Annotated in this window: 20 protein-coding genes and 3 tRNA genes; 7 read left to right on the top strand and 16 right to left on the bottom strand. The window is 70.6% G+C overall.

From position 1 onward, the window contains the following. Positions 1–61 precede the first annotated feature (61 nt). The 8 genes from G448_RS0103860 to G448_RS0103825 form a co-directional block, all read right to left on the bottom strand. Positions 62–134 (bottom strand) — tRNA-Ala (locus G448_RS0103860). Between the two features lie 38 nt (positions 135–172). Continuing rightward, a tRNA-Glu gene (locus G448_RS0103855) sits at positions 173–244 on the bottom strand. Between the two features lie 46 nt (positions 245–290). Beyond that, a tRNA-Ala gene (locus G448_RS0103850) sits at positions 291–363 on the bottom strand. 126 nt (positions 364–489) lie between these two features. Beyond that, on the bottom strand, positions 490–1,140 hold the full coding sequence (locus G448_RS0103845; protein ID WP_026406916.1) for a histidine phosphatase family protein: 651 nt from the start codon (positions 1,138–1,140) through the stop codon (positions 490–492). Between the two features lie 16 nt (positions 1,141–1,156). Further along, the gene (rsfS, locus tag G448_RS0103840) at positions 1,157–1,543 is read right to left on the bottom strand and encodes a ribosome silencing factor (RefSeq protein ID WP_026406915.1); all 387 of its coding nucleotides are present in this window, start codon (positions 1,541–1,543) and stop codon (positions 1,157–1,159) included. 33 nt (positions 1,544–1,576) lie between these two features. Beyond that, a complete protein-coding gene (locus tag G448_RS0103835; protein WP_026406914.1) occupies positions 1,577–3,349 on the bottom strand; it encodes a hypothetical protein in 1,773 nt (590 codons plus the stop codon). Continuing rightward, positions 3,342–4,022 (bottom strand): nicotinate-nucleotide adenylyltransferase, encoded by a 681-nt coding sequence (gene nadD, locus G448_RS0103830; RefSeq protein ID WP_026406913.1) that lies wholly within the window; start codon positions 4,020–4,022, stop codon positions 3,342–3,344. The genes G448_RS0103835 and nadD overlap by 8 nt, the downstream gene beginning before the upstream one ends. A 342-nt stretch (positions 4,023–4,364) precedes the next feature. Further along, complete coding sequence (locus tag G448_RS0103825) at positions 4,365–5,684, bottom strand: glutamate-5-semialdehyde dehydrogenase (protein WP_026406912.1); 1,320 nt, start codon at positions 5,682–5,684, stop codon at positions 4,365–4,367. 325 nt (positions 5,685–6,009) lie between these two features. On the opposite strand from G448_RS0103825, the gene G448_RS0103820 reads away from it, so the two are divergent. Further along, positions 6,010–7,170, top strand: coding sequence for an AAA family ATPase (locus tag G448_RS0103820; protein ID WP_026406911.1), 1,161 nt, complete (start codon positions 6,010–6,012; stop codon positions 7,168–7,170). Continuing rightward, positions 7,167–7,784 carry a hypothetical protein gene (locus tag G448_RS0103815; protein ID WP_026406910.1) on the top strand — a complete coding sequence of 206 codons (618 nt, stop codon included), beginning with the start codon at positions 7,167–7,169 and terminating at the stop codon, positions 7,782–7,784. The genes G448_RS0103820 and G448_RS0103815 overlap by 4 nt, the downstream gene beginning before the upstream one ends. A 45-nt stretch (positions 7,785–7,829) precedes the next feature. On the opposite strand, the gene proB is transcribed toward G448_RS0103815, so the two are convergent. The 5 genes from proB to G448_RS0103790 form a co-directional block, all read right to left on the bottom strand. Next, positions 7,830–8,975, bottom strand: a complete 1,146-nt coding sequence (gene proB / locus G448_RS0103810) for a glutamate 5-kinase (protein WP_026406909.1) — start codon at positions 8,973–8,975, stop codon at positions 7,830–7,832. After that, a complete protein-coding gene (gene obgE / locus G448_RS0103805) occupies positions 8,972–10,564 on the bottom strand; it encodes a GTPase ObgE (protein WP_026406908.1) in 1,593 nt (530 codons plus the stop codon). The genes proB and obgE overlap by 4 nt, the downstream gene beginning before the upstream one ends. 112 nt (positions 10,565–10,676) lie before the next feature. Further along, entirely contained in the window at positions 10,677–10,934 is a 258-nt protein-coding gene (rpmA, locus tag G448_RS0103800; protein WP_026406907.1) for a 50S ribosomal protein L27, read from the bottom strand. Between the two features lie 84 nt (positions 10,935–11,018). Next, positions 11,019–11,339, bottom strand: a complete 321-nt coding sequence (rplU, locus tag G448_RS0103795; RefSeq protein ID WP_034494236.1) for a 50S ribosomal protein L21 — start codon at positions 11,337–11,339, stop codon at positions 11,019–11,021. A gap of 201 nt (positions 11,340–11,540) precedes the next feature. Then, a complete protein-coding gene (locus G448_RS0103790) occupies positions 11,541–14,249 on the bottom strand; it encodes an Rne/Rng family ribonuclease (protein WP_156910909.1) in 2,709 nt (902 codons plus the stop codon). Positions 14,250–14,701: 452 nt separating this feature from the next. Between G448_RS0103790 and G448_RS0103785 the strand changes: the two genes are divergently transcribed. The 5 genes from G448_RS0103785 to G448_RS0103765 all read left to right on the top strand — a co-directional run bounded on the left by G448_RS0103785 (position 14,702) and on the right by G448_RS0103765 (position 23,545). Next, a complete protein-coding gene (locus tag G448_RS0103785; protein ID WP_026406904.1) occupies positions 14,702–16,198 on the top strand; it encodes a cytochrome ubiquinol oxidase subunit I in 1,497 nt (498 codons plus the stop codon). Positions 16,199–16,216: 18 nt separating this feature from the next. Then, complete coding sequence (gene cydB, locus G448_RS0103780; RefSeq protein WP_026406903.1) at positions 16,217–17,353, top strand: cytochrome d ubiquinol oxidase subunit II; 1,137 nt, start codon at positions 16,217–16,219, stop codon at positions 17,351–17,353. 663 nt (positions 17,354–18,016) lie between these two features. Continuing rightward, a complete protein-coding gene (cydD, locus tag G448_RS14990) occupies positions 18,017–19,792 on the top strand; it encodes a thiol reductant ABC exporter subunit CydD (RefSeq protein WP_211227952.1) in 1,776 nt (591 codons plus the stop codon). Continuing rightward, entirely contained in the window at positions 19,789–21,582 is a 1,794-nt protein-coding gene (cydC, locus tag G448_RS0103770) for a thiol reductant ABC exporter subunit CydC (protein ID WP_026406902.1), read from the top strand. The genes cydD and cydC overlap by 4 nt, the downstream gene beginning before the upstream one ends. Positions 21,583–21,592: 10 nt before the next feature. After that, positions 21,593–23,545 carry a GAF domain-containing sensor histidine kinase gene (locus G448_RS0103765; protein WP_051268602.1) on the top strand — a complete coding sequence of 651 codons (1,953 nt, stop codon included), beginning with the start codon at positions 21,593–21,595 and terminating at the stop codon, positions 23,543–23,545. A 62-nt stretch (positions 23,546–23,607) separates the two neighbouring features. On the opposite strand, the gene G448_RS0103760 is transcribed toward G448_RS0103765, so the two are convergent. The 3 genes from G448_RS0103760 to G448_RS18495 form a co-directional block, all read right to left on the bottom strand. Continuing rightward, on the bottom strand, positions 23,608–24,261 hold the full coding sequence (locus tag G448_RS0103760) for a response regulator (protein ID WP_026406900.1): 654 nt from the start codon (positions 24,259–24,261) through the stop codon (positions 23,608–23,610). A gap of 125 nt (positions 24,262–24,386) precedes the next feature. Further along, entirely contained in the window at positions 24,387–25,643 is a 1,257-nt protein-coding gene (locus G448_RS16975) for a glycosyltransferase (RefSeq protein WP_051268601.1), read from the bottom strand. Further along, positions 25,640–26,212, bottom strand: a complete 573-nt coding sequence (locus G448_RS18495; RefSeq protein WP_026406899.1) for a TetR/AcrR family transcriptional regulator — start codon at positions 26,210–26,212, stop codon at positions 25,640–25,642. Before G448_RS18495 ends, G448_RS16975 begins: the two co-directional genes overlap by 4 nt. Between the last annotated feature and the right edge of the window lie 74 nt (positions 26,213–26,286).

The following is a 26,286-nucleotide window of genomic DNA, read 5'->3' as shown; positions in this document are numbered from 1 at the left end:
TAACGGCATGTGCATCTCGTGCACCTGAGGAACGGGCTCGCCGCTATCCTCTCAACCAATGCGGAGCCAGGGGGATTCGAGCCCCCGACCTCTTCCATGCCATGGAAGCGCGCTACCAACTGCGCCATGACCCCGCGGATCCCTCGACTCGATGACCGTCGAGCGTGAACCGTGGAGCTAGAAGGAATCGAACCCCCGTCTCTTCCACGAAGTGGAAGCGCGCTACCAACTGCGCCATAGCCCCATGAACAGGCATCCGTACCGCACGATCAATGCCGCAGTGCGAATCGTGGAGCTAGGGGGATTCGAACCCCCGACCTCTTCCATGCCATGGAAGCGCGCTACCAACTGCGCCATAGCCCCGTCACCGGGCGCCGCCCGGCGGGCGACGCGGATAACTGTATGGACTTCACACCCCTACGGGCAAATCCATGCCGCGTGTGGTACCTCACCTACTGGTGCCATCGCCCGCCCCGCCCGCGTACCGGTTCAGGACAGGAACCCGCCGAGCGCCGCACTCGCGGCGGGGGCCGCCCAGCCCTCACCACGGTTCCAGTGCACGATCCTCCAGCCCGGGGATCGTTCCGCGCTGCTCAGCACCGCGTAATGGCAGTTGTCCAGACCGCGCAGTCCGAACCACGCGGAGGGATCGAGGTCCAGAAGACGAGTGACGCCCAGGGTGATGGCCGCTCCGTGCGCGACGACGACGACGGTGGCCTCGCCCGCCTCCGCGGCTATGTCCTCCATCGCAACGCCGACCCGGGTGGCGGTGTCGCCGCGCGTCTCGACCCCGACTCCCTCGGGATCCCCCCCGGCCCGCCACACCGCGAACTGATCGGGCCACGTCCTCTCGATCCGGAGGCGCTCCAGTCCCTCCCACATGCCGAAGGACCGCTCCATGAGGGCGTCGTCGACACGCACGTCCACACCGACTGCGGCGGACAGCACGTCGGCGGTCTGCCGGGCGCGGCCGAGAGGCGATGACACGATCGCGGTCGGCTCCATGGCCGCGATGGCCGGCGCCACCGCCGAGGCCTGAGCGAGCCCGGCATCGTTGAGCGGGATATCGACTCGTCCCTGGATCCTGCCCGCCACGTTGTAATCGGTCAGACCGTGCCGCCACAAGACCAGTCGCGTCATGAGAAACAGGCCCTCCTCAACTCGCGACATCGGCCGGAGCCGGCACATCCTCGGGCAGCTCGATGACAGGGCAGTCCTTCCACAGACGCTCCAAGGCGTAGTACTCGCGATCCTCGGACTGCTGGACGTGAACGACGATGTCGGAGTAGTCGATGAGCACCCAACGGGAGTCCTCGAAGCCCTCCCGCGACCTGCGCCTGGTTCCGGCCTTGAGCATGGCCTCATCGATCGCATCGACGATCGCTCGCACCTGACGGTCGTTATCACCCGAGAGGATGAGGAAGACGTCGGTCAGGGCGAGCCGCTCGGAGACGTCGATCGCCATGATGCCCTCCGCCTTCTTCTCTGCGGCGGCGCGGGCGGCGACACGGGTCAGGGCGACGGCGTGATCAGTGGCGGGCACGGGACTCCTTGGGAGTAGGCGATGGACTCCGCATCAGCCTATCAATGAGGTCCAGGTGGGAACGGAGCCAAGAGCGCTCGCGGAGCTGTCGCTCCCGCGGTTGAGGAAGAACCACACCACGGTGAGGATCACGAGCGCGACGACGACGACGATCAGCACGATGAGCAGTATCTTGCCCATCCTCGACGTCTTCGGCGGCTCGGAGACCGGGCTCATCGGAGATGACGTCGGAGCAGGTGCGCTCCATCCCGCGCCCGAGTCGGCGGGCGCCGTCGCAGTCGGCTCGGGGAACTGCGGCTCGGGGGGCTGCGGCTCGCGAACCGCGGCCTCGGGCATCGGCTCGTAGGGGGTGAAGGGCGGCGCGGATGCGGGCTCCTCGGCAACCGGCGCCTCGGGCTCATCGGACGGCGCATCGGGCCGAGCGGCCTCGGGCCGCAGGATGCGCCACTGCGGGTTGTCGATGCCGTCGAACTCCTCATCGACAGGACGGACGTCGCTGAGCTCACCGGTATTGGTGTCGACCGTGCGCACGCCCTGAGCAGCGTTGGGAATCCTCACGGTGGGGCGACGGGGCGGTCCACCGGCGGCCTGCGAGTCCCATTCGGGCAGCCCCTCGACTTCCGCGGATCCACCCGGTGCGTACCCCTCGTACCCGTCAGCACCCGAGGAGGTCGGGGCCGCCGCGCCCGGTGCGTACCCCTCGTACCCGTCAGCACCGGAGGGGGCGAGCTCGCCGGGCCCCGTCTCGGCGCCGGGCGCCGGGGTATCGCGATTGAAGAGAGAGCGCCGCTCCGGCATGCCGGCCGGCTCATCCGTTGCCGGAGCCAATGGAAGGGGCGACAGCGCCGACGCATCGACAGCGTTCATGACCCCGGTCGGCTGGGCGGAGATGTCTTCGATGTCGTCATCGGACAGCGAGGTGTTGGCAACCTGCGGCACCGGCTCGGCGAAGGGCTCCGCGGAGGCCTCCGGCCCGGATACGACCCCGGCCCCCGACGACGCGAAAGACGCGGCCGCACCCGGAGCATTCGAGTCCCCGCCCTGTCCGATCACGGGCCCTGGAGCGCTCCCGGGGACCGGTGGCGCTGCCATCGGCGTCGGGGGCTCGGACGCACGCGAGTACGTCTGCCACGAGCCCGACTCATCTCCACCCGTTCCGTCCGTGCGATGCGCCGGCGCCGCGACGGGGCTCATCGAGTCATCCCCCGTGGACGGGACTCCGGGGAAGGCCGTTGCGCCGGCGCCTCTCGTCCCGGCCTCGTCATCATGCGCGGACGATGTCCATGCTTCGGCCTCGGAGGTCCTGCTCGCCGGGGGGTGCTCGGGGATCTGCAGAACACGCGCCGCCCCCGCCTCATCGAACGAGGAGGCGGGGACCGTGGACTCCCCCGGCGCGTACTGCCCCTGCAACGACGCATCGGGCAGGCTCTCGCCGCGGGACGCGGTGCCGAACGCGGTGGGCTCATTATCGGCCTGCGCCGCCCGTCCCTCATGGGACGCGGCGTGGCTCCCCGTGGCCTCCAGGCTGGGGGTCTCGATCTCGGGCTGCTCGGCCAGCGGATCCTGCAACGCCCTGGCCTGCTCGGGGGTGATCTCCCCCGCGGCGACGGCCGCACGCAGCGCCGCGGCCTCCTGGCGCAGGCGCTTGAGCTCCCGTCGCGTCAGAAGAGGCTGCTGTCCGGTCAGGATGGCCTCGCGCTCGGCAGCGCGTTCGGCCTGCCGCATCGCCCGACGGCTGCGGCGAGTGCCGGCGTCGTCATCTGCGGCGTCGGACTGGCTCTGGTTGACGTCGGTGGGATCACTCACCGTCGTTCTCCTTCCTCAGGGACTGCTCCCGTGCGACGCGAGCGGTCATCGACGTCGTCGATGCCGAACGCTCAACCGTACGGTAAAGACCGTACTTGCGGATGTACTGGACGACGCCGTCGGGTACGAGATACCAGACGGGAATGCCATGGGCGACCCGACTGCGGCAGTCCGTGGACGAGATCGTCATCGCGGGTACTTCCACGAGAGACACAGTATCCTCGGGCAGCCCGGTATCCGTGAGGACATGCCCGGGACGGGTGACTCCGACCAGGTGAGCCAGGTCGAAGATCTTCTCATTGTCCTTCCACGTCAGGATCTGCGCCAAGGCATCTGCTCCGGTGATGAAATAGAGTTCGGCACCGGGGTACTCGGCGATAACGTCGTGGAGCGTGTCGATCGTGTACGTCGTGCCACCGCGATCAATATCCACTCTGGAAACGGTGAAATGCGGATTCGGGGCGGTGGCGATGACCGTCATGAGGTAACGGTGCTCCGCCGGGGTGACACGACGATTCCTCTTGAAGGGCTGATTCCAGGTCGGCATGAAGACGACCTCATCGAGCCCGAAGGCGTACTGAACCTCGGAGGCCGCGACGAGGTGCCCGTGATGAATCGGGTCGAAGGTTCCGCCCATGATGCCGATGCGCAGCTGGCGCGAGACGTCACTCATCGGCGCCGTCCCCCTGTCGCTCTTCGGCACTGCTGCTCCTTCGGTCGCTGCGAGCCGTGTGCACGCAGACGCGTCCATACTGCCATGGACGAGGCGCGGCGTGGCTCGTGCCACGCCCGCCGCGCACGCAAGCGTGATCGGTGTCGCCCCGTCCGATCCGCACCCGCCCCGGTCCCCTCCCCCGCACGATCTCGGGACGCCGCGCGAAGGAGACTCGCGGGTCTCCACGGCCAGATCATCGGCCGCGACGGCGGCACGGTCACGGCCGAGGCCATCGCGGGATCTCGCCTCTAGCCGATCCCGGCGGCCTGAACGGCCCCGCGACGGTCACGACCGGGGCCGTCAGTCCGGACGTACATGCCCGTTCCCCTGAACGATCCACTGAGTCGTCGTGAGGGCGGCCAGCCCCATGGGGCCACGGGCATGGAGCTTCTGGGTGGAAATACCGAGCTCGGCGCCCAGGCCCAGCTGACCGCCGTCGGTGAATCGGGTCGAGGCGTTGACCATGACGACGGCCGAGTCGACCGCCCCGGTGAAGCGATTCATGGCGGCGATGTCCCGGGTGAGAATCGCCTCGGTGTGCCCTGTGGACCATTGCGAGATGTGAGCGACAGCCTCCTCCAGGTCGGCGACGACGCGCACGGCCAGGTCGGGGCTGCCGTACTCGGTCGCCCAGTCCTCATCGGTGGCGGGCATCAGCGAACGCCCGCGCCCGGCCCGCGCGGCCGGCTCCCGCAGCGCCGCCTCGGCGGCCTCGTCCGCGTGAAGGACGACGTCCCTGTCCCACAGAGCCGCGGCCACGGCCGGTAGAAGACGGTCGGCGATGTCGCGGTGCACCAGAAGCGTCTCAGCGGCGTTGCACACGCCCACGCGCTGAGTCTTGGCGTTGACGATGAGGGGGACCGCGGACTCGAGATCGGCACTGGCATCGACGTAGACGTGGCAGTTGCCCGAGCCGGTCTCGATGACGGGCACCGAGGACTGCTCCACGACCGCCCTGATGAGTCCGGCTCCACCGCGCGGGACGAGCACGTCGATGAGGCCGCGGGCCCGCATGAGTTCCGTGGCCCCCTGCCTTCCCGCGGTATCGATGGTCGTCACCAGGTCGGCGGGCAGGCCGGCGGATTCCAGAGCGCCGCGCAGGACGCCCACGATGGTCGCGTTGGACCGCTCGGCGGCACTGCCACCGCGCAGCACGACGGCATTGCCGGATTTCAGGGTCAGGGCGGCCACGTCGACGGTGACGTTGGGACGGGCCTCGTAGATCATGCCGACCACGCCCACGGGAACCCGTACGCGGCGCACCCGCAACCCGTTGGGGAGGGTCCGCCCGTCGATGATCTCGCCGACCGGGTCGGGCAGGCCCGCGATCTCGCGCAGGGAATCGGCGATGGCTCCGATTCTTCGGCGCGTCAGGGTCAAGCGATCGATGAGTCCGTCGGCCATGCCCGACGTGCGAGCGCGGTCCGCATCGGCCGCGTTCGCCACCAGGATCTCCCGCGCGGATCCGACAAGATGATCGGCCATGGCGTGCAGCCCGGCATCCTTGACCTCACGGCGCGCTCCGACCACGGAGCGCTGGGCACTGCGAGCGGCTCGGGCCGTGCGCGCGACCAGGTCGGTCGCATCCTGCTGGTAGGTGCTGCTGGAGGTGGCGCTCATTGCAGCACCATACGTGCGCAATCGGCATCATGGGAACCTTTCCCCATGATTGCGAGCACGATGGGCGGGATTCGCGGCGTCGTATTGATGACGACCGTATTCGTCGGGTACCGCGATCTAGAAGGACGCGGTATGATGCTTCGCGCGAGGGCGCTCGGCTGTTCCGCCCATGGCTTGAGCAACCGCATCGCTCGCCGTGGGTCGACACCACCACCACCCGCAGTTGAGCGCCCTCGCCCCTGCTTGGGTGACTGGTGCGCCCGCCGATGCATTCGCCATAGGATTCCCCCAATCGGGGAGCGAGCGGGAGGAACAGGTATCGCCCATGAGAGTCACGCACCTGGAGGCGAGCAACTGGCGGAACTTCAAGAACGTGGAGTTCGACGTCGGCGAGCGCCTGTTCGTCGTGGGCCCGAACGCGGCGGGCAAGTCCAACCTCCTCGACATCTTCCGCTTCCTGGCCGACATCGCCGGGCGGGGAGGCGGACTCGCCTCCGCCATCGACCGTCGAGGAGGTCTGAAGAAGGTCCGCAGTCTGTTCTCGCGGAACAATGCCGGAGGGCGCCTCGTCATCGACGTGACACTGCGGGATGGCGACGACTCATGGCGGTACAGGCTCTCCGTCAAGGGCGAGGGGAAGGGCCGAAACCGTCCCGTCGTCCACGAGGAGCTGGTCATGAGGAACGGCACGGAGCTGCTCAGGCGCCCCGATGACCGGGATCTGATGGATGAGGCCCTTCTGACCCAGACGCACCTCGAGCAGATCGCGTCCAATCAGAGGTTCCGCTCCGTCGCCGACTACTTCGATCGAGTCCAGTACTTCCACCTCGTCCCTCAGATCATCCGCGACCCCTCGCGCGCCGTCACCGCCGGAGACGACCCCTTCGGGAGCGATTTCATCGCCCAGATGAACGCGACCGCGCCCCGAACTCGTGATGCCTGGCTCAGGCGCATGCAGCAGGCCCTGCGCGCGGCGGTGCCCGGATTCGAGTCCCTGACCATTGAGACGGACGCCGCCGGCAGACCGCACCTGGTCGCCGGCTACAAGAACTGGCGGTCCACCCCTTCGAGACAGAACGAGGTCGACTTCTCCGACGGCACTCTGCGGCTCATCGGCCTGCTGTGGGCCATCATCAGGACACCGGCGAACCCGGGGATCCTGCTGCTGGAGGAGCCCGAGCTCTCCCTCAACAACGCGATCGTGAAGATCCTGCCCTCGGTGCTCGCGCAGGCGCGGCGCTCCTCGGATCTCCAGATCATCCTGTCGACCCACGCCCCCGAGATCCTCGACGACGAGGGGATCAGCCCGAATGAGATACTCGTCCTGCGGGTGACGGATGACGGCTCGCGCGCGGATCTTCTCTCCTCGTTGCCAGAAGCGGTGGACGACCTCGGTCTGGAGCTGGCCGTCTCGGATGTCGTCGACGGCCTCATCGCCCCTGACGATCTCACAGGTCTGCTTCGGGCCGCGAGGAGTCATCGGTGACGGACGATCCTTACGTCTCGGTCGCCGTGGAGGGGGAGTCGGACACGGGGATGGCCCGGGCCCTGCTCGAAAGCGCCGGCCTCGCGCTTTCGCGCCCCTGCCTCGTCAAGCGGGGAGTCGCCAACCTCGACAGTCTTCTGCCCAGACTCTCCCGAACGAAGATCCATAACCCTTGGATTGTGTTCAGGGATTCTGATAACCAGTGTCCGGTTGAACTCCGCATGGCCCTTATCGGTTCGCGTCCGCACGACGGCGGATTCGAACTGCGTTTCGCGTGCTCGATGACGGAAGCCTGGCTGCTGGCGGACGCCGAGAACTTCTCCGATCACTTCAAGGTGCCCGCGCAAAAGGTCCCCCGAGCCCCGGACCAACTGCGTCACGCCAAACGGGAGCTGCTCCACCTGTGCCGGTCATCCCGTTCACGTCGAATACGTGACGACATGACTCGCGCCGACGGTGCGCCTGGACCGCTCTATGTGATCCGTCTCAACGAGTTCGCCCTCAAACGCTGGGACGTTGTCAAAGCACAGGAACGCAGTCCGAGTCTTCGCCGCACGATCGCAAGGCTGACGTCGATGCGCACCCAGCTCCTCGTTGTCCGAGCAGGGGCTTGACTCCGACGAGAACCTGAGGAGGTCGCAGAGGAGGCAGCGCCGGCCTCAGGCGCCCGCGGTGCGCGGCAGCTCGGCCAGGTCGTCCCGATGGATCACGGGGGCGACGTGGTCGAGCGCATCGGCGGTCCCCTCCTTGCGCGCCTGCAGGACCTCGTCGAGCTCGGCGGAGGCGTAGCGGCAGATGCCCCGGGCCACGACGCCCGCCGGCCCCACGACCTCCACGACGGCCCCGGACTCGAACTCCCCATTGACACCGGTCACACCCGGTAGGAGAAGAGACTTCTTGCCGACGGTGATCGCCCGCTGCGCGCCGGCATCGACCACGACGCGGCCCTCGGGAATGGAAGCATGCGCCATCCACAGCCGCCGGCTGGGACGATGCGGTCCCGTCGGCGCGAGCCAGGTGCCCAGATCGACGGGCAGCTCCGACCGTTCCAGGAGACGCGGGGCGTCGTCGGCCGCGGCGATGATCGTGGCGATCCCGGAGGCGCAGGCGATCGTCGCCGCCTGGATCTTCGTGCGCATCCCGCCCGTGCCGAGCGAGCCGCCCCGGCCGGTGACATCGACTGCGCCGAGCTGCTCCGGCGTCTCGACGTAGCGCACGGGACCGGCCCCGGGCGTGCCCGGCCTGGCGGTCCACAGGCCGTCGACGTCGGTGAGCAGCACGAGCGCATCGGCGGTGACCAGATGGGCCACGAGCGCGGCCAGGCGATCGTTGTCCCCGAGGTTGAACTCGGCGGTCGCCACGGCGTCGTTCTCGTTGACGATGGGCACCGCCCCCATCGACAGCAGGGCGTCGAAGGTGGCGCGCACAGTCCGGTAGTGGCTGCGCACGGCGACGTCCTGAGCGGTGAGCAGCACCTGAGCGGTCACCACGCCGTAGGCGCTCATCGCGGTCTGCCACCGGGACACGAGGCGCCCCTGCCCCACGGAGGCCGCCGCCTGCAGCAGGCGCAGCTCGCCGGGGCGCTCGACCATTCCCAGGGGGACCAGTCCCGCGGCCACCGCCCCGGACGACACCAGGACCACGTCGTGGCCGCGACGTCGCATCCCGGCGACCAGGCCCGCGATGATGTCGATGCGGTTGAGGTCGAGGCCCCCGTCGGAGCGAGTGAGGGAGGACGAGCCGACCTTGAGCACGACACGCGCCCCATCGTCCAGGCGCGTCGGCCGGGAACCCGTCGTCCTCATGCCCCGTCCTCGTCCGACCAGCCGGCCGCATCCGTCCAGATGCCCTCGGCGGCCTCGTCGCGCAGCTCCTGACGAGCGGCCTCCTTGGCATCCATGAGCTCATGGTAGTGAGCACGGCGCTCGGCATTGGTGCGTCGGTGGCGATCCTCCATGCGCGCGTCGGTTCCTCGGGCTCCGAGGAGCTCGATCCCGGTCGTCATGGCCGGCTCCCAGGTGAACAGGACTCCGCCGTCGACCGACCCGATGAGAACGGGGGCCCCGGCGTGCGCGCCGGCGGCGACCAGCTCGTCCTCCACGCCACCGGCGGCCAGACGGTCGGCCAGGTAACCGACGGCCTCGTCGTTCGCGAAGTCGGTCTGCCGCACCCAGCGCTCGGGCTTGTCGCCGCGAACCTGGTAGATCTCCCCCTCGCGCGGGTGACGGATGAGACGCACCGTGGCCAGGGGCTTCTTGTCGCGGCGGCCGACGGCCGCCGGGCGGATGACGGGCCGCTCCGCCTCGGCGCCGGCGACCGAGGAGCTCGAAGCGGTGTCGTCTCCGGCTCGCGCCCGCGCCACGAGCTCGGCCAGCGCGAAGGACAGGGCCCGCAGTCCCGTGCGGGCGATGGCGGAGACCTCGAAGACGGGCAGACCCCGGGACGCGACGTCGGAGCGCACGAAGTCGGCGAGCTCAGCGGCCTCGGGAACGTCGATCTTGTTCAGGACCACGACGCGCGGACGCTCCATGAGCGGCACGCGGCCGTGCGGGACGGGATCGTCCTCCCCCTGGTCGAGGCGGGCCGCGTAGGCGGCCAGCTCGGTCTCGATGGTGTCCAGGTCGGACAGCGGGTCACGACCGGGCTCGAGCGTCGCGCAGTCCACGACGTGGACGATGACCGCGCAGCGCTCGATGTGGCGCAGGAACTCCAGGCCGAGGCCCTTCCCCCGGCTGGCACCCGGGATGAGGCCAGGCACGTCGGCGATCGTGTAGCGGGTCTCCCCGGCCTCGACGACGCCCAGGTTCGGCACCAGTGTGGTGAAGGGGTAGTCGGCGATCCTGGGTCTGGCCGCGCTCAGCGCGGCGATGAGGGAGGACTTGCCGGCACTCGGGTAGCCGATGAGGGCGACATCGGCGACGGTCTTGAGCTCCAGGACGACATCACGAGTCTGCCCGGGCTCGCCCAGCAGATGGAAGCCCGGGGCCCGACGCCTGGAGGACGCCAGGGAGAAGTTGCCCCGCCCCCCGGTGCCGCCCTCGGCCACGACGACCCTCGTGCCCGCACCGACGAGATCGGCGACGACGTGTCCATCGGCGTCCTTGACGACGGTCCCCTCGGGAACGGGCAGCACCAGGCTCTCGCCGTCGGCGCCACGGCGCCATCCGCCCATGCCGGGTGCGCCGTTGCCCGCGGATCTGTGGGGGGAGCGGTGATAGGTCAGCAGAGTAGTGACCCGCGGATCCACGACGAGCACGACGTCGCCGCCGTGACCGCCATCGCCGCCGTCGGGTCCGGCCAGGGGCTTGTACTTCTCGCGGCGGATCGAGGTGCAGCCGTGGCCGCCGTCGCCACCGGCCGCATGGAGGACCACTCGATCGATGAAGCTGGGCATGGGTTCTCCTGGAGGGCTCTGAGCGGGAGGCGAGGCGCGCGGGGCCATATGCCGCGAGGGCGGACGGCGGAAAGCCGTTCGCCCTCGCGGCACCGATTGGTGGTATGGAGACTCAGGCCTCGGGAAGCACGACGTTGACAACCCTGCGGTCGCGGTGGGTGCCGAACTGAACGTTGCCGGCAGCAGTGGCGAACAGGGTGTCGTCATTTCCGCGACCCACATTGTTGCCGGGGTGGAAATGGGTTCCGCGCTGACGGACGATGATCTCGCCGGCCTTGACGAACTGACCGCCGAAGCGCTTGACGCCCAGACGCTGCGCATTCGAGTCACGGCCGTTGCGAGAGGAGCCAAGACCCTTCTTGTGTGCCATGGTGAGGCTTCTTTCTCTTCAGTCGGACGCTCTCATCAGCACCGGCGCTTGGGACCGCCGGCGCCCGAGAACGCCGCGGGACGTTCACTTGATCGCGGTGACCTTGACGGCCGTGAGCCGAGAGCGGTGACCCTGACGCTTGCGAAAGCCCGTCTTGTTCTTGAACTTGAGGATATTGATCTTGGGGCCCCTCTCCTCGCCGACGATCTCCGCGGTGACGGAGGATGCGGCGAGATCGGCAGCGGCAGTGGTCACCTTACCGCCATCCACCAGCATAACGGGGGCGAGGGAGACCTCGTCACCGATCTCGCCGGCGAGCTTGTCGACAACCACGACGTCGCCGACAGAGACCTTCTCCTGACGGCCGCCGGCCTTGACGATCGCGTAGACCACTTGAATGCTCATCTCTGTCGAAAATCTTCGGATCGCATCCGGGGAAACATCGATTTCCACCGCCGGAGAACGATCCACTTGGCAGGGCGCAAGACGCACCGGCGAACCACTGTAGGCGATCCGCGGCGCTCGACCAACCCGGCGTCGGCACACGAACCTGTGTTCTTGGGCACGAGCCTTCGCGCACAGCCGGCGGGGCCACCGCGGCTCCCATCAGGCCTGATCGATGTCGGCGTGCTCGTGGGCATGCTCCGCCGCAGCGGCGATCTGAGCGAGCGCGCCGCGCACGGCGGCACGCGCCGCGTCATCGTGCACGGGCGCATCGGGCTCACTGGAGGCCTCCGAGGAACCGCTGGAGCGCGAGGACGAACGCGCGGGTGCGGATTCCTCGCGATTCCTGCGACCGCGGCGGCCCGATCCCGAGCCCCTCCGGGAGGGGGCGGGCCCATCCGCGGTCTGATTCTCGACCGGGTTGTCGTGGACGATGAATCCGCGACCCCCGCAGCACTCGCACGGCGTGGAGAACGCCTCCACCAGTCCCTGCCCCACGCGCTTGCGGGTCATCTGAACCAGGCCGAGAGAGGTCACCTCGGTGACCTGGTGACGGGTGCGGTCGCGTCCGAGGCACTCGACCAGGCGGCGCAGGACGAGGTCGCGGTTGGACTCCAGGACCATGTCCACGAAGTCGATGACCACCATGCCGCCGATGTCGCGCAGCCTCAGCTGCCGGACGATCTCCTCGGCCGCCTCGAGGTTGTTACGCGTCACCGTCTCCTCAAGGGTGCCGCCGGCGCCGCCGGTGAAGCGTCCGGTGTTGACGTCGATGACCGTCATGGCCTCGGTGCGGTCGATGACGAGCGTGCCCCCACTGGGCAGCCAGACCTTCCGATCGAAGCCCTTGGCGAGCTGCTCGTCGACCCGGTGGGCGGAGAAGACGTCCTCAGGGCTCACCCAGTGCTCAAGGCGATCCTCCAGATCGGGGCTCAGCTCGCCGACGTACTGGCTGATCGTCTTCCAGGCGCCGGAGCCCTGGACGACCAGGCGCCGGAAGTCCTCATTGAAGACGTCGCGCACGACGCGCACGGCCAGCTCCGGTTCGCCCTTGAGCAGGACGGGGGCCTTGCTGGAGCCCCTGAAGACGGAGGACGCCTTCTTGTCGATGGCCCGCCACTGGGTGAGGAGGCGGTTGACGTCGGCTGCGAGCTGGTCCTCGCTGGCGCCCTCGGCGGCGGTGCGCACGATGACTCCGGCGTCATCGGGGACGATGCGCTTGAGGATCTTCTTCAGGCGCACGCGCTCGGTGTCGGGCAGCTTGCGGGAGATACCGGTCATCGTGCCGCCCGGGACGAGCACGAGATAGCGGCCCGCCAGAGTGATCTGACTGGTCAGTCGTGCGCCTTTGTGCCCGATGGGGTCCTTGGTGACCTGCACGAGGACCGTGTCGCCGCTGGAGAGCGCGTCCTCGATGCGACGCGGCTTGCCCTCCATCCCCGCGGCGTCCCAGTTGACCTCGCCGGCGTACAGCACGGCATTGCGCCCCTTGCCCAGGTCCACGAAGGCGGCCTCCATGGAGGGCAGCACGTTCTGAACCCGACCCACGTAGACATTGCCGACCATGGAGGTCTGCGTGTGACGAGCGACGTAGTGCTCGACGAGCAGCCCGTCCTCGAGCAGGGCGATCTGATTGAGACCGTCCTGCTCGCGCACGATCATCTGACGATCCACGCTCTCGCGGCGGGCCAGGAACTCCGCCTCGGTGACAATGGGGCGGCGGCGTCCGGCCGCGCGTCCCTCACGGCGGCGCTGCCGCTTGGCCTCCAAGCGGGTCGAGCCCTTGAGAGCGGTCACCTCGTCACGCGGGTCCCGCCCGGCGTCGGAACGGGCGCGGGAACGCGAGCGACGACGGCGACGGCGGGGCGGGGCCGCCTCCTCCTCGGCGGAGCCCGGGGCATCCCCGGAGCCATCACCCGCCGGGGCCCGGGAGTCGGCCTTCTCGGCCCTCCCCGTCCCCTCGGTCTCCTGACGTTCCTCGGTGCGGGAGCGCGCACGACGGCCACGGCCTCCGCGACGTCGCCGACGGCGACCCGCGCCGTCCTGCTCATCGGCCCGGGAGTCGTTCCCGGCACCCTCCCGACCGGTGGACTCCTGGGAGTCCGCCGAGGCGCCGTCCGGCGCCTCGGCGTGCTCGGGAGCGGCTTGGCCGGCCGTGGCCCTCCGGCGTCGTCGGCCCCCCGCTCGCGGCGCGGTCGGGGCCGTGCCGCCGGAGTCCGGTGCGCTCGAAGCGGTCTCGTCGTCGGGACCCCCGGCGGTCACCGGCGCGGGCTGCTCCGCGGCGGGGGCCTGCGCCGGAGCCGTGGCCGCGGCGGTCGCCTTACGACGCCGACGGCGAGCCCGTGCGGGATCCGGGGCCTGGAAGAGCAGGGAGGCGGCAGGGAGGTACGGCGCCTGTTCGGACGCACCCGACTGCGCGGCGACGGTATCGGCGCCGCCGGCCTCCTCAGCGGCCTCGCCACCCTCGGCGGCCGCCGCGGCGCCCTCATCGCCAGTGTCTTCAGCGCCCTCAGAGCCCCCAGAGCCCTCGGAGCTCCGGTCCCCCTCGGCCCCGTCGACGGCCGAGGTCTCCGCCGCGTCGGACGCCCGGTCGGGACCGCCCTCGTCGGACGGCCGGATCCGTGCGGGCGCCCCGCCACCGGCACGGTCGGCGTCATGGTCCGCGGGCGGGGCGAGAACCGGCTGCTCCGCGGCGGGGGCCTGCGCCGGAGCCGTGGCCGCGGCGGTCGCCTTACGACGCCGACGGGTCGGAGTCCTGGACGCCTCGGCGGCAGGAGCCTCCCCAGCAGCAGGAACGACGGGCGTCCCGGGCCTACGGGGGGCGCGATCGGGAGCGGGCGATGAGCTCGATGCGGACTTCGATGTGGACACGGTGCGGTGCACTCTCCGGATGCCCCAGCCTCCACCGTACCCACGGCGCTGGGACGCAGTCGTGCTCCCGACGAGGGAGCGGAAAAGTCTGTGTTCTCGCCTTGCGGCGCCTGCCCGCGGAGGGACTCGCACGGTCCGGGAGTGCGGCGGCGCGTCGTGCGGCGCACTTCTCCAGGGCGGTCTCGACCACTGAGGCTCGGGCCCCGGGTGCCGGTACGTAGCGCTCGAAGCCGACGACAGTATTCCACACCGAGCGCCGCGGGACGGACCGGCCCGCCCGGGAACTGGCTCACTCCCCGGGGACGTCATGCAGCCGCCGCACCAAGACTGCCCTAGAATTCCCGCATTCGTGACAAGCCGTCGTCACGTGCCTTATACTGCTCCTATAACTCCGCAAAGGGTGCGGAGGATTCACTTATTGCTCTCATCGTTCATCCTGAAAGGTGGCGCTGATGGTGCTCGCACCGATGGCGTTGGACTCCCTCGATCTGGCTCGATGGCAGTTCGGCATCACGACCGTCTACCACTTCATCCTCGTTCCGCTCACGATCGGGCTGTCCCCGCTCGTGGCGCTCATGGAGACCGCCTACCTGCGCACCGGCAACGAGCAGTGGCGCGTCGCCACGACGTTCTTCGGCAAGATCCTGCTGATCAACTTCGCCCTCGGCGTGGCCACCGGCATCGTGCAGGAGTTCCAGTTCGGCATGAACTGGTCCGAGTACTCCCGCTACGTCGGCAACATCTTCGGCGCGCCGCTGGCCTTCGAGGCCCTCCTCGCCTTCTTCATGGAATCGACCTTCCTCGGCCTGTGGATCTTCGGTTGGGACCGCCTGTCCCCCAAGCTGCACAACCTGTGCATGTGGATGGTCGCCCTGGGCACGAATGTCTCCGCCTTCTTCATCCTCGCCGCCAACTCCTGGATGCAGCATCCCGTGGGCGCCGTCGTCAACAGGACGACCGGCCGGGCCGAGCTCGACGGCATCGGCGGCTTCCTCGCGGTCCTGGGCAACCACATCCTGTGGACGACCATCCTCCACGTCATCGCCACCTCCTTCCTCGTCGCCGGGACGATCGTCTTCGGCGTCTCCGTGTGGTGGATGGTCAAGGCCGCCCGAGCCGGCCAGGACTACGAGGCCCGTGAGCTCTGGCGCCGTCTCACCCGCTTCGGCGCGATCACCGTCGTCGTCGCCGGCCTGCTCACCGCCGGCAGCGGGCACGCCCAGGGACAGCTCGTCGCCCAGGAGCAGCCCGCCAAGATGGCCGCCGCCGAGGCCCTGTGCGCCACTGAGTCCGGCGCCGGCTTCACCGTGGCCGCCTTCGGCGACTGCGACGGCGGAGTCACCCGCATCGGCTCCGCGCCCTACGTCTACTCCTTCCTGGCGACCAACGACCCGAACGCGAAGGTCACGGGCCTGGCCGACGCGCAGGCCATGTACGAGGAGCGATACGGCGCCGGTGTCGACTACACGCCCGACGTCATGACGACCTTCTGGTCGTTCCGCCTCATGATCGGGCTCGGCATGCTGTCCCTGCTCATCGGCGCCCTCGGGCTGTGGCTGACCCGCGGGGACCGCCTCATCACCAGCCCGCGGCTGGGTCGGATCGCCCTGTGGACCCTGCCGCTGCCCTTCCTCGCCTCGACCTTCGGCTGGATCTTCACCGAGATCGGCCGTCAGCCGTGGGTCGTCGTCCCCAACCTGGCCGACCCCGTCTCCCAGGTGTTCATGCTCACCAGCAGCGGCGTGTCCACCGTCGTCTCCTCCGGCACGGTGCTCGCCTCCATGGCCCTCTTCACGCTCCTGTACGCGGCTCTCGGTGTCGTCTGGTTCGTGCTGGTGCGCCGCTACGTCCGCGAGGGCGTGCGCACTCAGACCGCGGCCTCCGTCGAGCGCGTCAGAACGGCCGCGACGAGCAGCACCGCCTCCCCCCTCCTGTCCTTCGAGTACTGAACCGGAAGAGAGCACACCATGACACCGCTGTCCATCCTCTGGTTCGTCCTCATCGCCGTCCTGTGGATCGGCTATCTCACCCTCGAGGGCTTCGACTTCGGCGTCGGCATGCTGCTGAGGATCCTCGGTCGCGACGAGAGGGAGCGCCGAGCCATGCTCGGCACCATCGGCCCCCACTGGGACGGCAACGAGGTCTGGCTATTGACGGCCGGCGGCGCCACCTTCGCCGCCTTCCCGGAGTGGTACGGCACTCTCTTCTCGGGCGCGTACCTCGTCCTCCTCCTCATTCTCCTGTGCCTCATCGTGCGTATCTGCGCAATCGAGTGGCGGGAGAAGATCAATGACCAGGCCTGGCGCGACCGCTGGGACTGGGCGCACACGATCAGCGCCTGGATCCCCTCGATCCTGTGGGGCGCGGCCTTCGCCAATCTCGTCCAGGGCATGAGGATCGAGGTCATCGACACGGCCTCGGGCGCGCCCGTGCCCGCGAGCGAGGTCCCCACCGACGTCCTGATCCACGGAGCCTCGCACCAGATCACCGGCGGCTTCCTCAGCCTGCTCACGCCCTTCACGCTCCTGGGCGGGGCGGTCACCTGCCTGCTGTTCCTGACGCACGGAGCGCTCTACATCGCGCTCAAGACCGTGGGCCCCCTCTCCGAGAGAGCCCTCCGCCTCGCCAAGCGCTCCTCGATCGCATCCGCGGCCGTCACCGCCGTGTGGGCGCTGTGGGCGCAGCTCGCCCACTCCTCCAACGCACTGGCCTGGATCCCACTGGTCATCGCCGCACTGGCGCTGATCGGCTCACTGGGCCTCGCTCGGCAGGACCGGATCGGCTGGGCCTTCGCCCTGCACTTCGTCGGCATCGCCCTCGCCGTCGTCTTCATCTTCGCGGCCATGACCCCCGATGTCATGCGATCATCGATCGACGCCGCCTACTCCCTGACGATCCAGCAGGCCGCGAGCGCGGACACGACCCTCCTCATCATGACCGTCGCCGCCGTCGTCTTCGTCCCGGTCGTGCTCTTCTACACGATCTGGGGATACAGGGTCTTCTCCAAGCGCATCAGTGCCGAGGCGATCGACCCGCATGAGGGCGGGCTGCACCCGACGAGGGTGCGCGACTCCGCTCAGCCCGAGGCCGTCATCGGATACTGATGCCGAGCACCCGGGCCGACCGCCCGACCGGCTCCGCCCGAGTGCTCCCGCGCGGGCCATGCGGTCGTCCCGCGGACGCTGCGGACGGCCACCCGTCCATGCGCGACGGCTGTACCGGAACCGAGGAGTTTCAGGGCCCTTCGTGTATGAGGGCGTGGTCGGGGTGGGCGGGTGCCGGCGGTTCGGTGCCTCGGGGCCCTGCGCGGTCGTACCCCGGAGCGCGCGGTCGTACCCCGGAGCGCACGGTCGTACCCGGGGACGCGCGGTCGTACCCCGGAGCGCGCGGTCGTACCCCGGGACGCGCGGTCGTACCTTAGAGGGGCTCTAAGGTACGACCGCGCGGAGTTGCGTACGACCGGGAGCGTCAGGAGTACGACCGCGCTGGATTGCGTACGACCGCGCGGAGTCGCGTACGACCGCGCAGGGCCGATGGCGCACGGCGACGAAGCGCAGTGCGCGGGCCGGCACCCTCCGCGGGCACGACGGCGAGCGAGGCCCCGTCAGCAGGACGACGCAGGCCCGAGGCCCGCGCCCGCCCCGGAACCGCCAACCAGCGCCCCGAGACCCGACGAGAAAAGCCCCGCACAACCCGCACACACCCCACCCTCACAACACGAAGAACCAGTTTCAGGACCACAGTCCTAGGACTACTATTCTGGAGCGGTGAAGCCTTTGGACCCCCGGCTCATGCGTTACGCGCACGCCGCCCGGCGCTACATCGTCGTCACCGCCCTGGCCGGCGGTACGACGGCCCTGCTCGTCGTCGCGCAGGCCGTTCTCATCTCGAGGTCCGTCTCGCCCGTCATCTCCTCCGATGCTGCGCTCAGCGCGGTCGCGCCCCTCATCGGGCTGCTGGCGCTCACCATGGCGGCGCGCGTCGGCGTCCTCCACGCGCAGGAGCTCCTCGCCCACCGCGCCGCCACGCGCACGATCATCGAACTGCGCCGCCAGGTCCTGGAGCACGCCGCCACGCTGGGACCGCGCTGGGCGGCCGAGCACGGCTCCGGGACCGCCACCCTGCTGACACGGGGCCTGGACGACCTCGAACCGTACTTCACCCGGTACCTGCCCCAGCTCCTCCTCGCCGCCACGGTCACCCCCTTGACCGGACTGGTCATGCTCGCGGAGGACCTGCCCTCCGCCGTCGCCGTGGCGTGCACCATACCGCTCATCCCCATCTTCATGATCCTCATCGGACGACTCACCCAGCGCCACTCGGAGGAGCGTCTGGAGGCCATGGAGCGCCTGGGCGGTCAGGTGCTCGACCTGCTCGCCGGGCTGCCGACCCTCAAGGCCCTCGGCCGGGAGGCCGGGCCGGCGAAGCGCATCGGCGAGCTGGGACGGGCCTACGGCGCCGCCACCATGCACACCCTCAGGATCGCCTTCCTGTCCGGTGCGGTCCTGGAGTTCATCACCACGCTGTCGGTGGCGATCATCGCGGTGCAGGTGGGCTTCCGCCTGCTGTTCGGTCATATGGACCTGGCCACCGCCCTTCTGGTCATCATGATCGCGCCGGAGGTGTACCAGCCGCTGCGGCGGGTCGGTCTCCACTTCCACGCCTCGGCCAACGGGGTCGCCGCCGCCAACGCCGTCTTCGAGATCCTCGCCGCACCCCCGCCCGAGCGCGGCACGATCCCCGCCCCCGATCTCGGCTCGGCCGTTATCGAGATCGAGGACCTGGCCGTCGCGGCGCGCGGCGCCTGGGCCCCCGCGGGACTGACCGCGAGGATCCGACCCGGGCGTCTCGTGGCGCTGTCCGGTCCCTCGGGCGCGGGCAAGACGACGGCCTGCCAGGTGCTGCTCGCGCTCCTGCCCCCCGACCGAGGCGCCGTGCGCATCATCTCCGACAACGGCGCAGGCGGCGTCGTGGACCTGTCCGATATCGATCCGCACACCTGGTGGGCGCAGATCGCCTGGGTCCCCCAGCGCCCGGTCATCGTTCCGGGAACGGTCCTCGCCAACGTGATGGGCCCCGAGCACGCCTCGGAGATCGACGACGCCCGACTCGGACGGGAATCGCCTCGGCTGCTCGCCGCCGCCCGCGCCACGGGCTTCGACGAGGTCATCAGCGCCCTCCCCCGAGGCTGGCGGACACGGATCGGTCAGGGCGGCGTCGGACTGTCCGTGGGGCAGCGCCAGCGCCTGAGCCTGACCCGGGCACTCATGTCGGACGCCCCTCTCGTCGTCCTGGACGAGCCGACCGCGCACCTGGACGCGGCCAGTGAGGCGCACGTCCTCGATGGGATCGGCATGCTGCGCTCCCAGCACCGCACCGTCGTGATGATCGCCCACCGGCGGGCACTGATGGCAGTGGCGGACGAGGTGATCGAGGTCGTCCCGCGGCCCGCGCCGGAGCTCGTCGCGGGTGGACGGGATCTCCCGGAGACGATCGCCGAGGAGCCGCTCGGAGCCGGCGCCCGTGAGGAGCCCGCCCGATGAGGGCCCTCCTGTCACAGAGGGAACGACGCGCGCTGCGGCGGGCCGTCGGGCTGCTCGATCTCAATCGGACCCGCTTCGCCGCCTCCGTCGCCACCGGCGCGCTCGGCCTGGGCAGCGCGATCGGGCTGTCCATCGTCGCGGCCTGGATGATCGCCCGCGCCTCCCAGGTCCCCGACGTCGTCGCCCTGGGCGTGGCGCCCGTGGCGGTGCGCCTGTTCGGGATCTCCCGCTCGGTGCTGCGCTACTGCGAGCGGCTTCTGTCTCACGACACCGCGCTGCGCGGCATGAGCGCCCTGCGCACGCACCTGTACGAGATCCTGGCCGCTTCGCCGACCGATGCCGTGGCGCAGCTGCGCCGCGGCGACCTGCTCTCCCGCGTGGGCGGCGACGTCGATGCCGTGGGCGATCTGATCGTGCGCGGCTGCCTTCCGGTGGCGGTGGCGGCGAGCGTCAGCACCGCCACCAGCATCGGGGTGGGCCTCATCCTGCCCGAGGCCGGGCTGGTTCTGGCAGGATGCCTGCTGCTGGCGGGCGTCGTCGGGCCCCTGGTGTCGATCCGCGCGGCCCGGGCAGCCGAGAGGGCCCGCCAGCAGCAGGCCAACGACGTGTCCGCCACCGTCCTGACCGCCCTGGAGAGCGGCGATGAGTTGAGCGTGTCCGGAGGCCTGCCCCGTCTCATGAGCGGGCTCGCCGATCTGGAGGCGCGCCTGGCCACAACCCGGGACCGCGCGGCCCGCCCCGCGGCCCTGGCGGCGGCCGTCGACATGACGGCCACAGGCCTGGCGGTCGTGCTCGGCCTACTGGTCGGCATCCCGGCGGTGGCCTCCGGCCGTCTGGCGCCGGTGTGGCTCGCCGTGATCGCCCTGGTGCCGCTGGCCGTCTTCGAGGTCACCTCGGCACTGGGACCCGCAAGCGTCCAGCTGGTCGCCTCCGCCGAGGCGGCGACGCGCATCGTCGCCCTCATCGACCGGGCGGAGTCCTCGCGCGCCGGGGCCTCCGATCCGGAACCGCTGCCGGCAGTCGGCGACGACGGCCCCCGCCTGCGAGCCCGGGGCCTGGCGGTTGGCTGGCCGGAGGGCCCCGTCGTCGCCGAGGGCATCGACCTCGACCTGGCGCCCGGCGATCGTCTGGCCGTCGTCGGGCCGTCGGGAGTCGGCAAGACGACTCTTCTGGCGACCCTGGTCGGCCTTCTGGAGCCCAGGGACGGCGAGCTGAGTCTGGACGGGGCCCCACCGTGGTCGGCGAGGAGGACGGACGTGGCGAGTCGGATCACTCTGACCGCGGAGGACGCCCACGTCTTCGCCACCACCGTCCTCGAGAACCTGCGCGTGGCCAACGGCGCTCTGAGCCCCGAGGAGGCCCGCGCCCTGCTCCGGCGGGCGGGCCTGGGCGAGTGGCTGTCCGACCTACCGCACGGGCTGGACACGATCATGGGCTCGAACGCCACGACGCTGTCCGGCGGCGAGCGCCGTCGTCTGCTGCTCGCCCGCGCGCTGGCCGCACCGGCACCGCTCATGGTGCTGGACGAGCCCGGCGAGCACCTGGACGCCGCCACCGCCGACCGTCTCGTGACCGATCTGCTGCACGCCGGCGACGGCGCCGACGAGAGGAGGAGAGGCGTCCTGCTGGTCACCCATCGACTGAGCGCCCTGGACGGCGCCGACGAGATCCTGGTCCTCGACGCTCCCGAGCCCGGTCGGCCGGCCACCGTCGTGCGCCGGGGCTCGCACTCCCGGCTGAGCGTTCAGGACGAGTCCTACCGATGGTCCCTCGAGCAGGAGCGCAGGTGAGACGACTGTGATGACAGACTCGGATCCGCAACCCGATCCCGCCGTCTTCCCCGGCATGCCGGACGACGACCTGGTCCTGGCGCTGCCCAGCGGTCCGAGCCCCGACGATCCCGCGGGCATCGGCTCCCTCGCCTATGCGATCCACACCGATCGGCTGGCCTCCACGCGCGAGCGCCCGGACCACGGCGTCGGCCTGGACGGCGGCGCCGTGGAGCTCTTCCGCGCGGCCCTGCGGCTGACCGGATCCCTCACCATGCCCGACGCGCTGCGTCGTCTGATGGACTCCGCCTGCTCGATCACCGGAGCGGCCTGGGGCACCATCGACGTGCTCGGAGCCGCCGGCGCCCCGCCCCTGGCCACGGCGCGGGCGACGGCCTCGCCCCACGAGCTCGACTCCATGCTGTCGGGCGCTCACGCCATCGGCCCGACCGGCAACGGCGTCGTCATCGACAACGACCTGGCGCGCGCCTCCGCCTTCACGGGCGGGATCGAGGGGGAGACCGCGGGCTCGATCCTGTCGGCCCCCCTGCGGGCGCGCGGGCGGGTCTACGGGCGCCTGTACCTGTGCGACAAGGATGACGGCTTCGACGACGGGGACGCGGCCGTCGTCCTCACGCTCGCCGAGGCCGCGGCCGTCGCCGTGGAGAACGCCCGACTGTACCGGGAGGCCCGGGACCGCGAGCGCTGGATGGCCGTATCCCAGGAGCTCACGACGCTGCTGCTGTCGGGCGCCGAGGAGGATGACGCCCTGACTCTGATCGCCCGACGCGTCCAAGAGGTCGCGCACGCGGACACGGCCGCCCTGGTCCTGCCCGGCGTCGGTCGGACGTGGGTCTGCGAGATCGCGGCGGGGGCCCACTCCGCCGGCCTCATCGGGACGCTCTTCCCGCCGGAGGGCAGGGCGCTGACGACGCTGGCCCATCAGACCGGCCTGACGGTGGACTCCCTGGCCGAGGCGTGGGGCACTCACGACCTGCTCGTGCCGGAGCTGGCGTCCTTCGGGCCCGCTCTGTACGCCCCGATGATTCACCGCGGCCGCGGTGTGGGGGTCATGCTGCTGCTGCGCGCCCAGGGAGCGGCGCCGTTCACCGATCAGGACCTGGAGATCGCCGAACTGGTGGCGGGACAGGCGACGATGGCCTTCGAGCTGGCCGACGCCCAGCACGCCGAGGAGATGGCGACACTGCTCGACGAGCGGGCGCGCATCGGACGCGATCTGCACGATCTGGCCATCCAGCAGCTCTTCGCCACCGGGATGCATATCTCCGCGGCCCGCGATCGCCTGTGCGCCGAGGACGCCGATGGCTCCGTCGACCTGGTAGCGGTGCGCGGGGCGCTGGAGTCCTCGCTGGAGGCGATCGATGACTCGGTGCGCCAGATACGCTCCATCGTGCGCTCGCTGCGCGACCGCGACGAGGATGTGAGCGTCGTCGAGCGTCTGCGGCGCGAGGCGTCCCTGGCACGCACATCCCTGGGCTTCGCCCCCTCCCTCATCCTCACGGTCGATGGGCGCGGCCTGGCTCAGGCGGGCCGCGAGGAGGAGGACGAGCTCATCGAGGCCATCGACGCGGCCGTCGAGACGGATATCGCCGACGACATGGTGGCGGTCGTGCGCGAGGGCCTGTCCAACGTGGCCCGGCACGCCAGGGCGTCCTCGGTGACGGTGGACGTCAAGATCGAGGGCGTCCTGCCCGGCGGCTCCAGCCTCCTGCTGGCGGGGGACGGGCCGGCCTCCGGGAACGCCGAGCCATTCCACGGCGTGCCGGTGGTCGAGGTGGTGTGCCGCGACGACGGGGTGGGAGTGGATCCCTCGGTGAGGCGCCGCTCGGGCACGGCGAACATGGCCGAGCGCGCCCGTCGCCATGCCGGTACCTTCGTCATCGGACCGCGGGCCCGCTCGGACGGCGATCGCCGCGGCACCTGCTTCACCTGGAGGGTCCCCCTGGAGCCGACGCCGCGGTGATCTCCCCCGGATCCCTATCAGCGGGCCGGCCCGCGACCCGGACCACGCCGTCCGAGGAGCGGTCAGCCGCGGCGCCAGCCCGAGGCCCGCTGGCCGGCGACCCAGGCGGCGACCTGCGTGCGGCGCTGGAGGCCCATCTTGGCCAGCAGGGAGGTGATGTGGTTTTTCACGGTCTTCTCGGCCACGCCCAGGCGCTCGCCGATCTCCCGGTTGGACAGACCATCGCCGATCAGGTCGAGGACCTTTCTCTCGGCGTTGGTCAGATCCGCCGTGGGATCGTCGTGGTCGGCGCGCCGACGCGTGACAGTGCGCTCGTCGAGCAGGACGCGCCCCGAGGCGACGGCCCGCACGACGTCGCTGATCTCGGCGCCGTGAACGGTCTTGAGCAGATAGGCACGGGCCCCCGCGTCGAGGGCCTCGGCCAGGGCCTCGTCGTCGTCGAAGGAGGTCAGGACGATCGGCAGGGCCCCGGGGACCGAGGCCCGCAGCTCACGCATGAGCTCGATGCCGGTGCCGTCGGGCAACTGCAGGTCGACCAGGATGACGTCGGGACGTACGAGCTCGGCCCGGCGCAGGGCCTCGGCGCAGGAGCCCGCCTCGGCCACAACGTCCAGCCCGTCGGCCCGGTCGATGATCTCGGCGATCCCGCGGCGGACGATCTCGTGATCGTCCACGATCATGACGCGGACGGGCTCGGCGGCGACGGCTCTCGGCATGACAACGAGCCTAGCAGCGTTGGGGACCTACGTCACAAGCACGGCGTCGTCCTGGGAAAAGCCTCCGGGCCCATGGGCCGCCCCGCGGAGGCGGCACCGACGAGGCCTCGACTTCCCCCGACGGATCAGGTACTGGCGGCCAGCAGGATCCCGGCGGCGGTACGGGCGCCGTTCTCGCGGGCGACGACCCCGGCCGCCTCTCGCGCCCGTTCACGGTAGCCCCGGGCCTGCCCGGCACCGACCAGCCTCCTCATGAGGACGGCGAGAGCCTCGACGTCGGCCCGCTGCGGCGCGAGCGGCGCGGGCCCCAGGCCCAGTGCCTCCACGCGGCGCGCGTAGTAGGGCTGATCGAGGGAGAAGGGGACGACTCCCTGCGGCACGCCCGCGGCCAGAGCGGCGTGGGTCGTCCCCGCTCCCCCGTGATGGATCGCCGCGGCTGTGCGCGGCAGCAGCCAGTCATGCGGGGCGAAGCCGAGCAGGTGCACATGGTCGCCGTAGTCCCCGTCCCACTCATCGAACCCCGCGGCCGGCGAGATCAGCGCTCTCGCCCCGGCGCGACGGGCGGCCTCGGCCTGACGGGCGACGGCGGCCCGAGGCTCCCCCAGCGGCACGGAACCGAAGCCCACGTACACCGGAGGCGGACCGGAGGACAGGAAGTCGACGAGACCCGCGTCGGGCTCCCATCCGCGCACGGGCGCCGCGAGCCGTCCGGTGCAGTGGACGGCGGCCGGCCAGTCGGCGGCGGGCGGGACGAGCTGCGGGGAGCACGCGAGGATCACCGTGCCGTTGATCGCCGTGCCGCCGCTCCGACGGCCGGCGGTCCCACGACCATTCGGGACGCCACGTGCCAGTACACGGGCGATCGGCGCCCCCATTGCCAGCGAGCCGCGACGCAGCGCGCGGGAGTAATGCAGGTTGAGCGGACTCCGGCCCCTGCGCGGTGCGCCCACGAGGCTGTCCGCCCGCGCAGTGGGCAGCGTGGGGGCCAGTGCCAGCTCCACCACCTCGCAACCGAGCGCCGCGCTCAGGAGACGGCATGCCGGCAGGCCCAGGATCCCGGAGACCAGGACGTCCCCGGGACGCGTGCTGGCCGCCAACGCCCGAGCGATCGCGGGGGCGACGGCGCGGATCCAGCGGCGCAGCACGAGCGCGCCGGCCGCCTGATGGCGTCTCGCGGCGCGGGCGACGACCGGCGAGGCGATCGGGCCCATGAGCCTGGCCCCCACTCCCCGGAACGGCACGTCGCACTCGGATGCCGCTTCCGCGTAGTCATCGAGTCCCAGCAGCAGGACATCGGTCCCCTCGGCGATGAGCGCTCGCGCCAGGGCCAGCTGCGGGCGCACATCCCCCATGGAGCCGATGGCGACGAGCACGTGGGTCATCCTCGGCTCCGATCCCCGGGCGGCGCCGTCTGCTCATCGATGATCCGATCCATCAGCTCCATGGCGGCCCGCGCGCTCAGCTGTCCGGAGGCGACGGCGAAGACGGCGCCGACGAGGCCGACGTAGAAGGCGCGAGCGCGCAGCTGCGGCAGGGGGTCGTCCGGGCCGGTCTCGAGGTGCGCGGCCCAGTACGCGGCCAGGCGATCGACGACGTCGCGCAGACGATCGTCGTTGCCCGCGGGGACGGGGCCGGTCAGGAGCGCGGCCAGGTAGTCGCGGGTCAACCCGCTCCCCCGGGGCGCCAGACCCGGGGTGGCGGCGATGAGCGCCCGCAGTGCGTCGCGCAGATCCGCTCGCCCCTCCAGGGCGGCGACGGCGTCGGCCGTGGCGCGCTGCTCCATGCAGCGCACGAAGAGCTCGGCCTTGCCGCCCACGGAGACGACGGTGCCCACTGAGACATCCGCCTCGGCGGCGATGTCCCGCATCGACGTGGCGGCGTAGCCCCTGCGGACGAAGAGCCGCTCGGCCCGTTCCAGTACCCGGGCCTCGGTGTCCTGTCTACGATTCATGCAGTCTCACGCATTCTCCTGAACAAGTTCAGATATGAACACGTTCATTTTAGAGGACGAGGCCCCGCCGACAA

The organism is Actinomyces gerencseriae DSM 6844, from assembly GCF_000429265.1.
Classification (GTDB): Bacteria; Actinomycetota; Actinomycetes; order Actinomycetales; family Actinomycetaceae; genus Actinomyces; species Actinomyces gerencseriae.
This window is presented reverse-complemented; position numbering and strand designations above follow the sequence as displayed.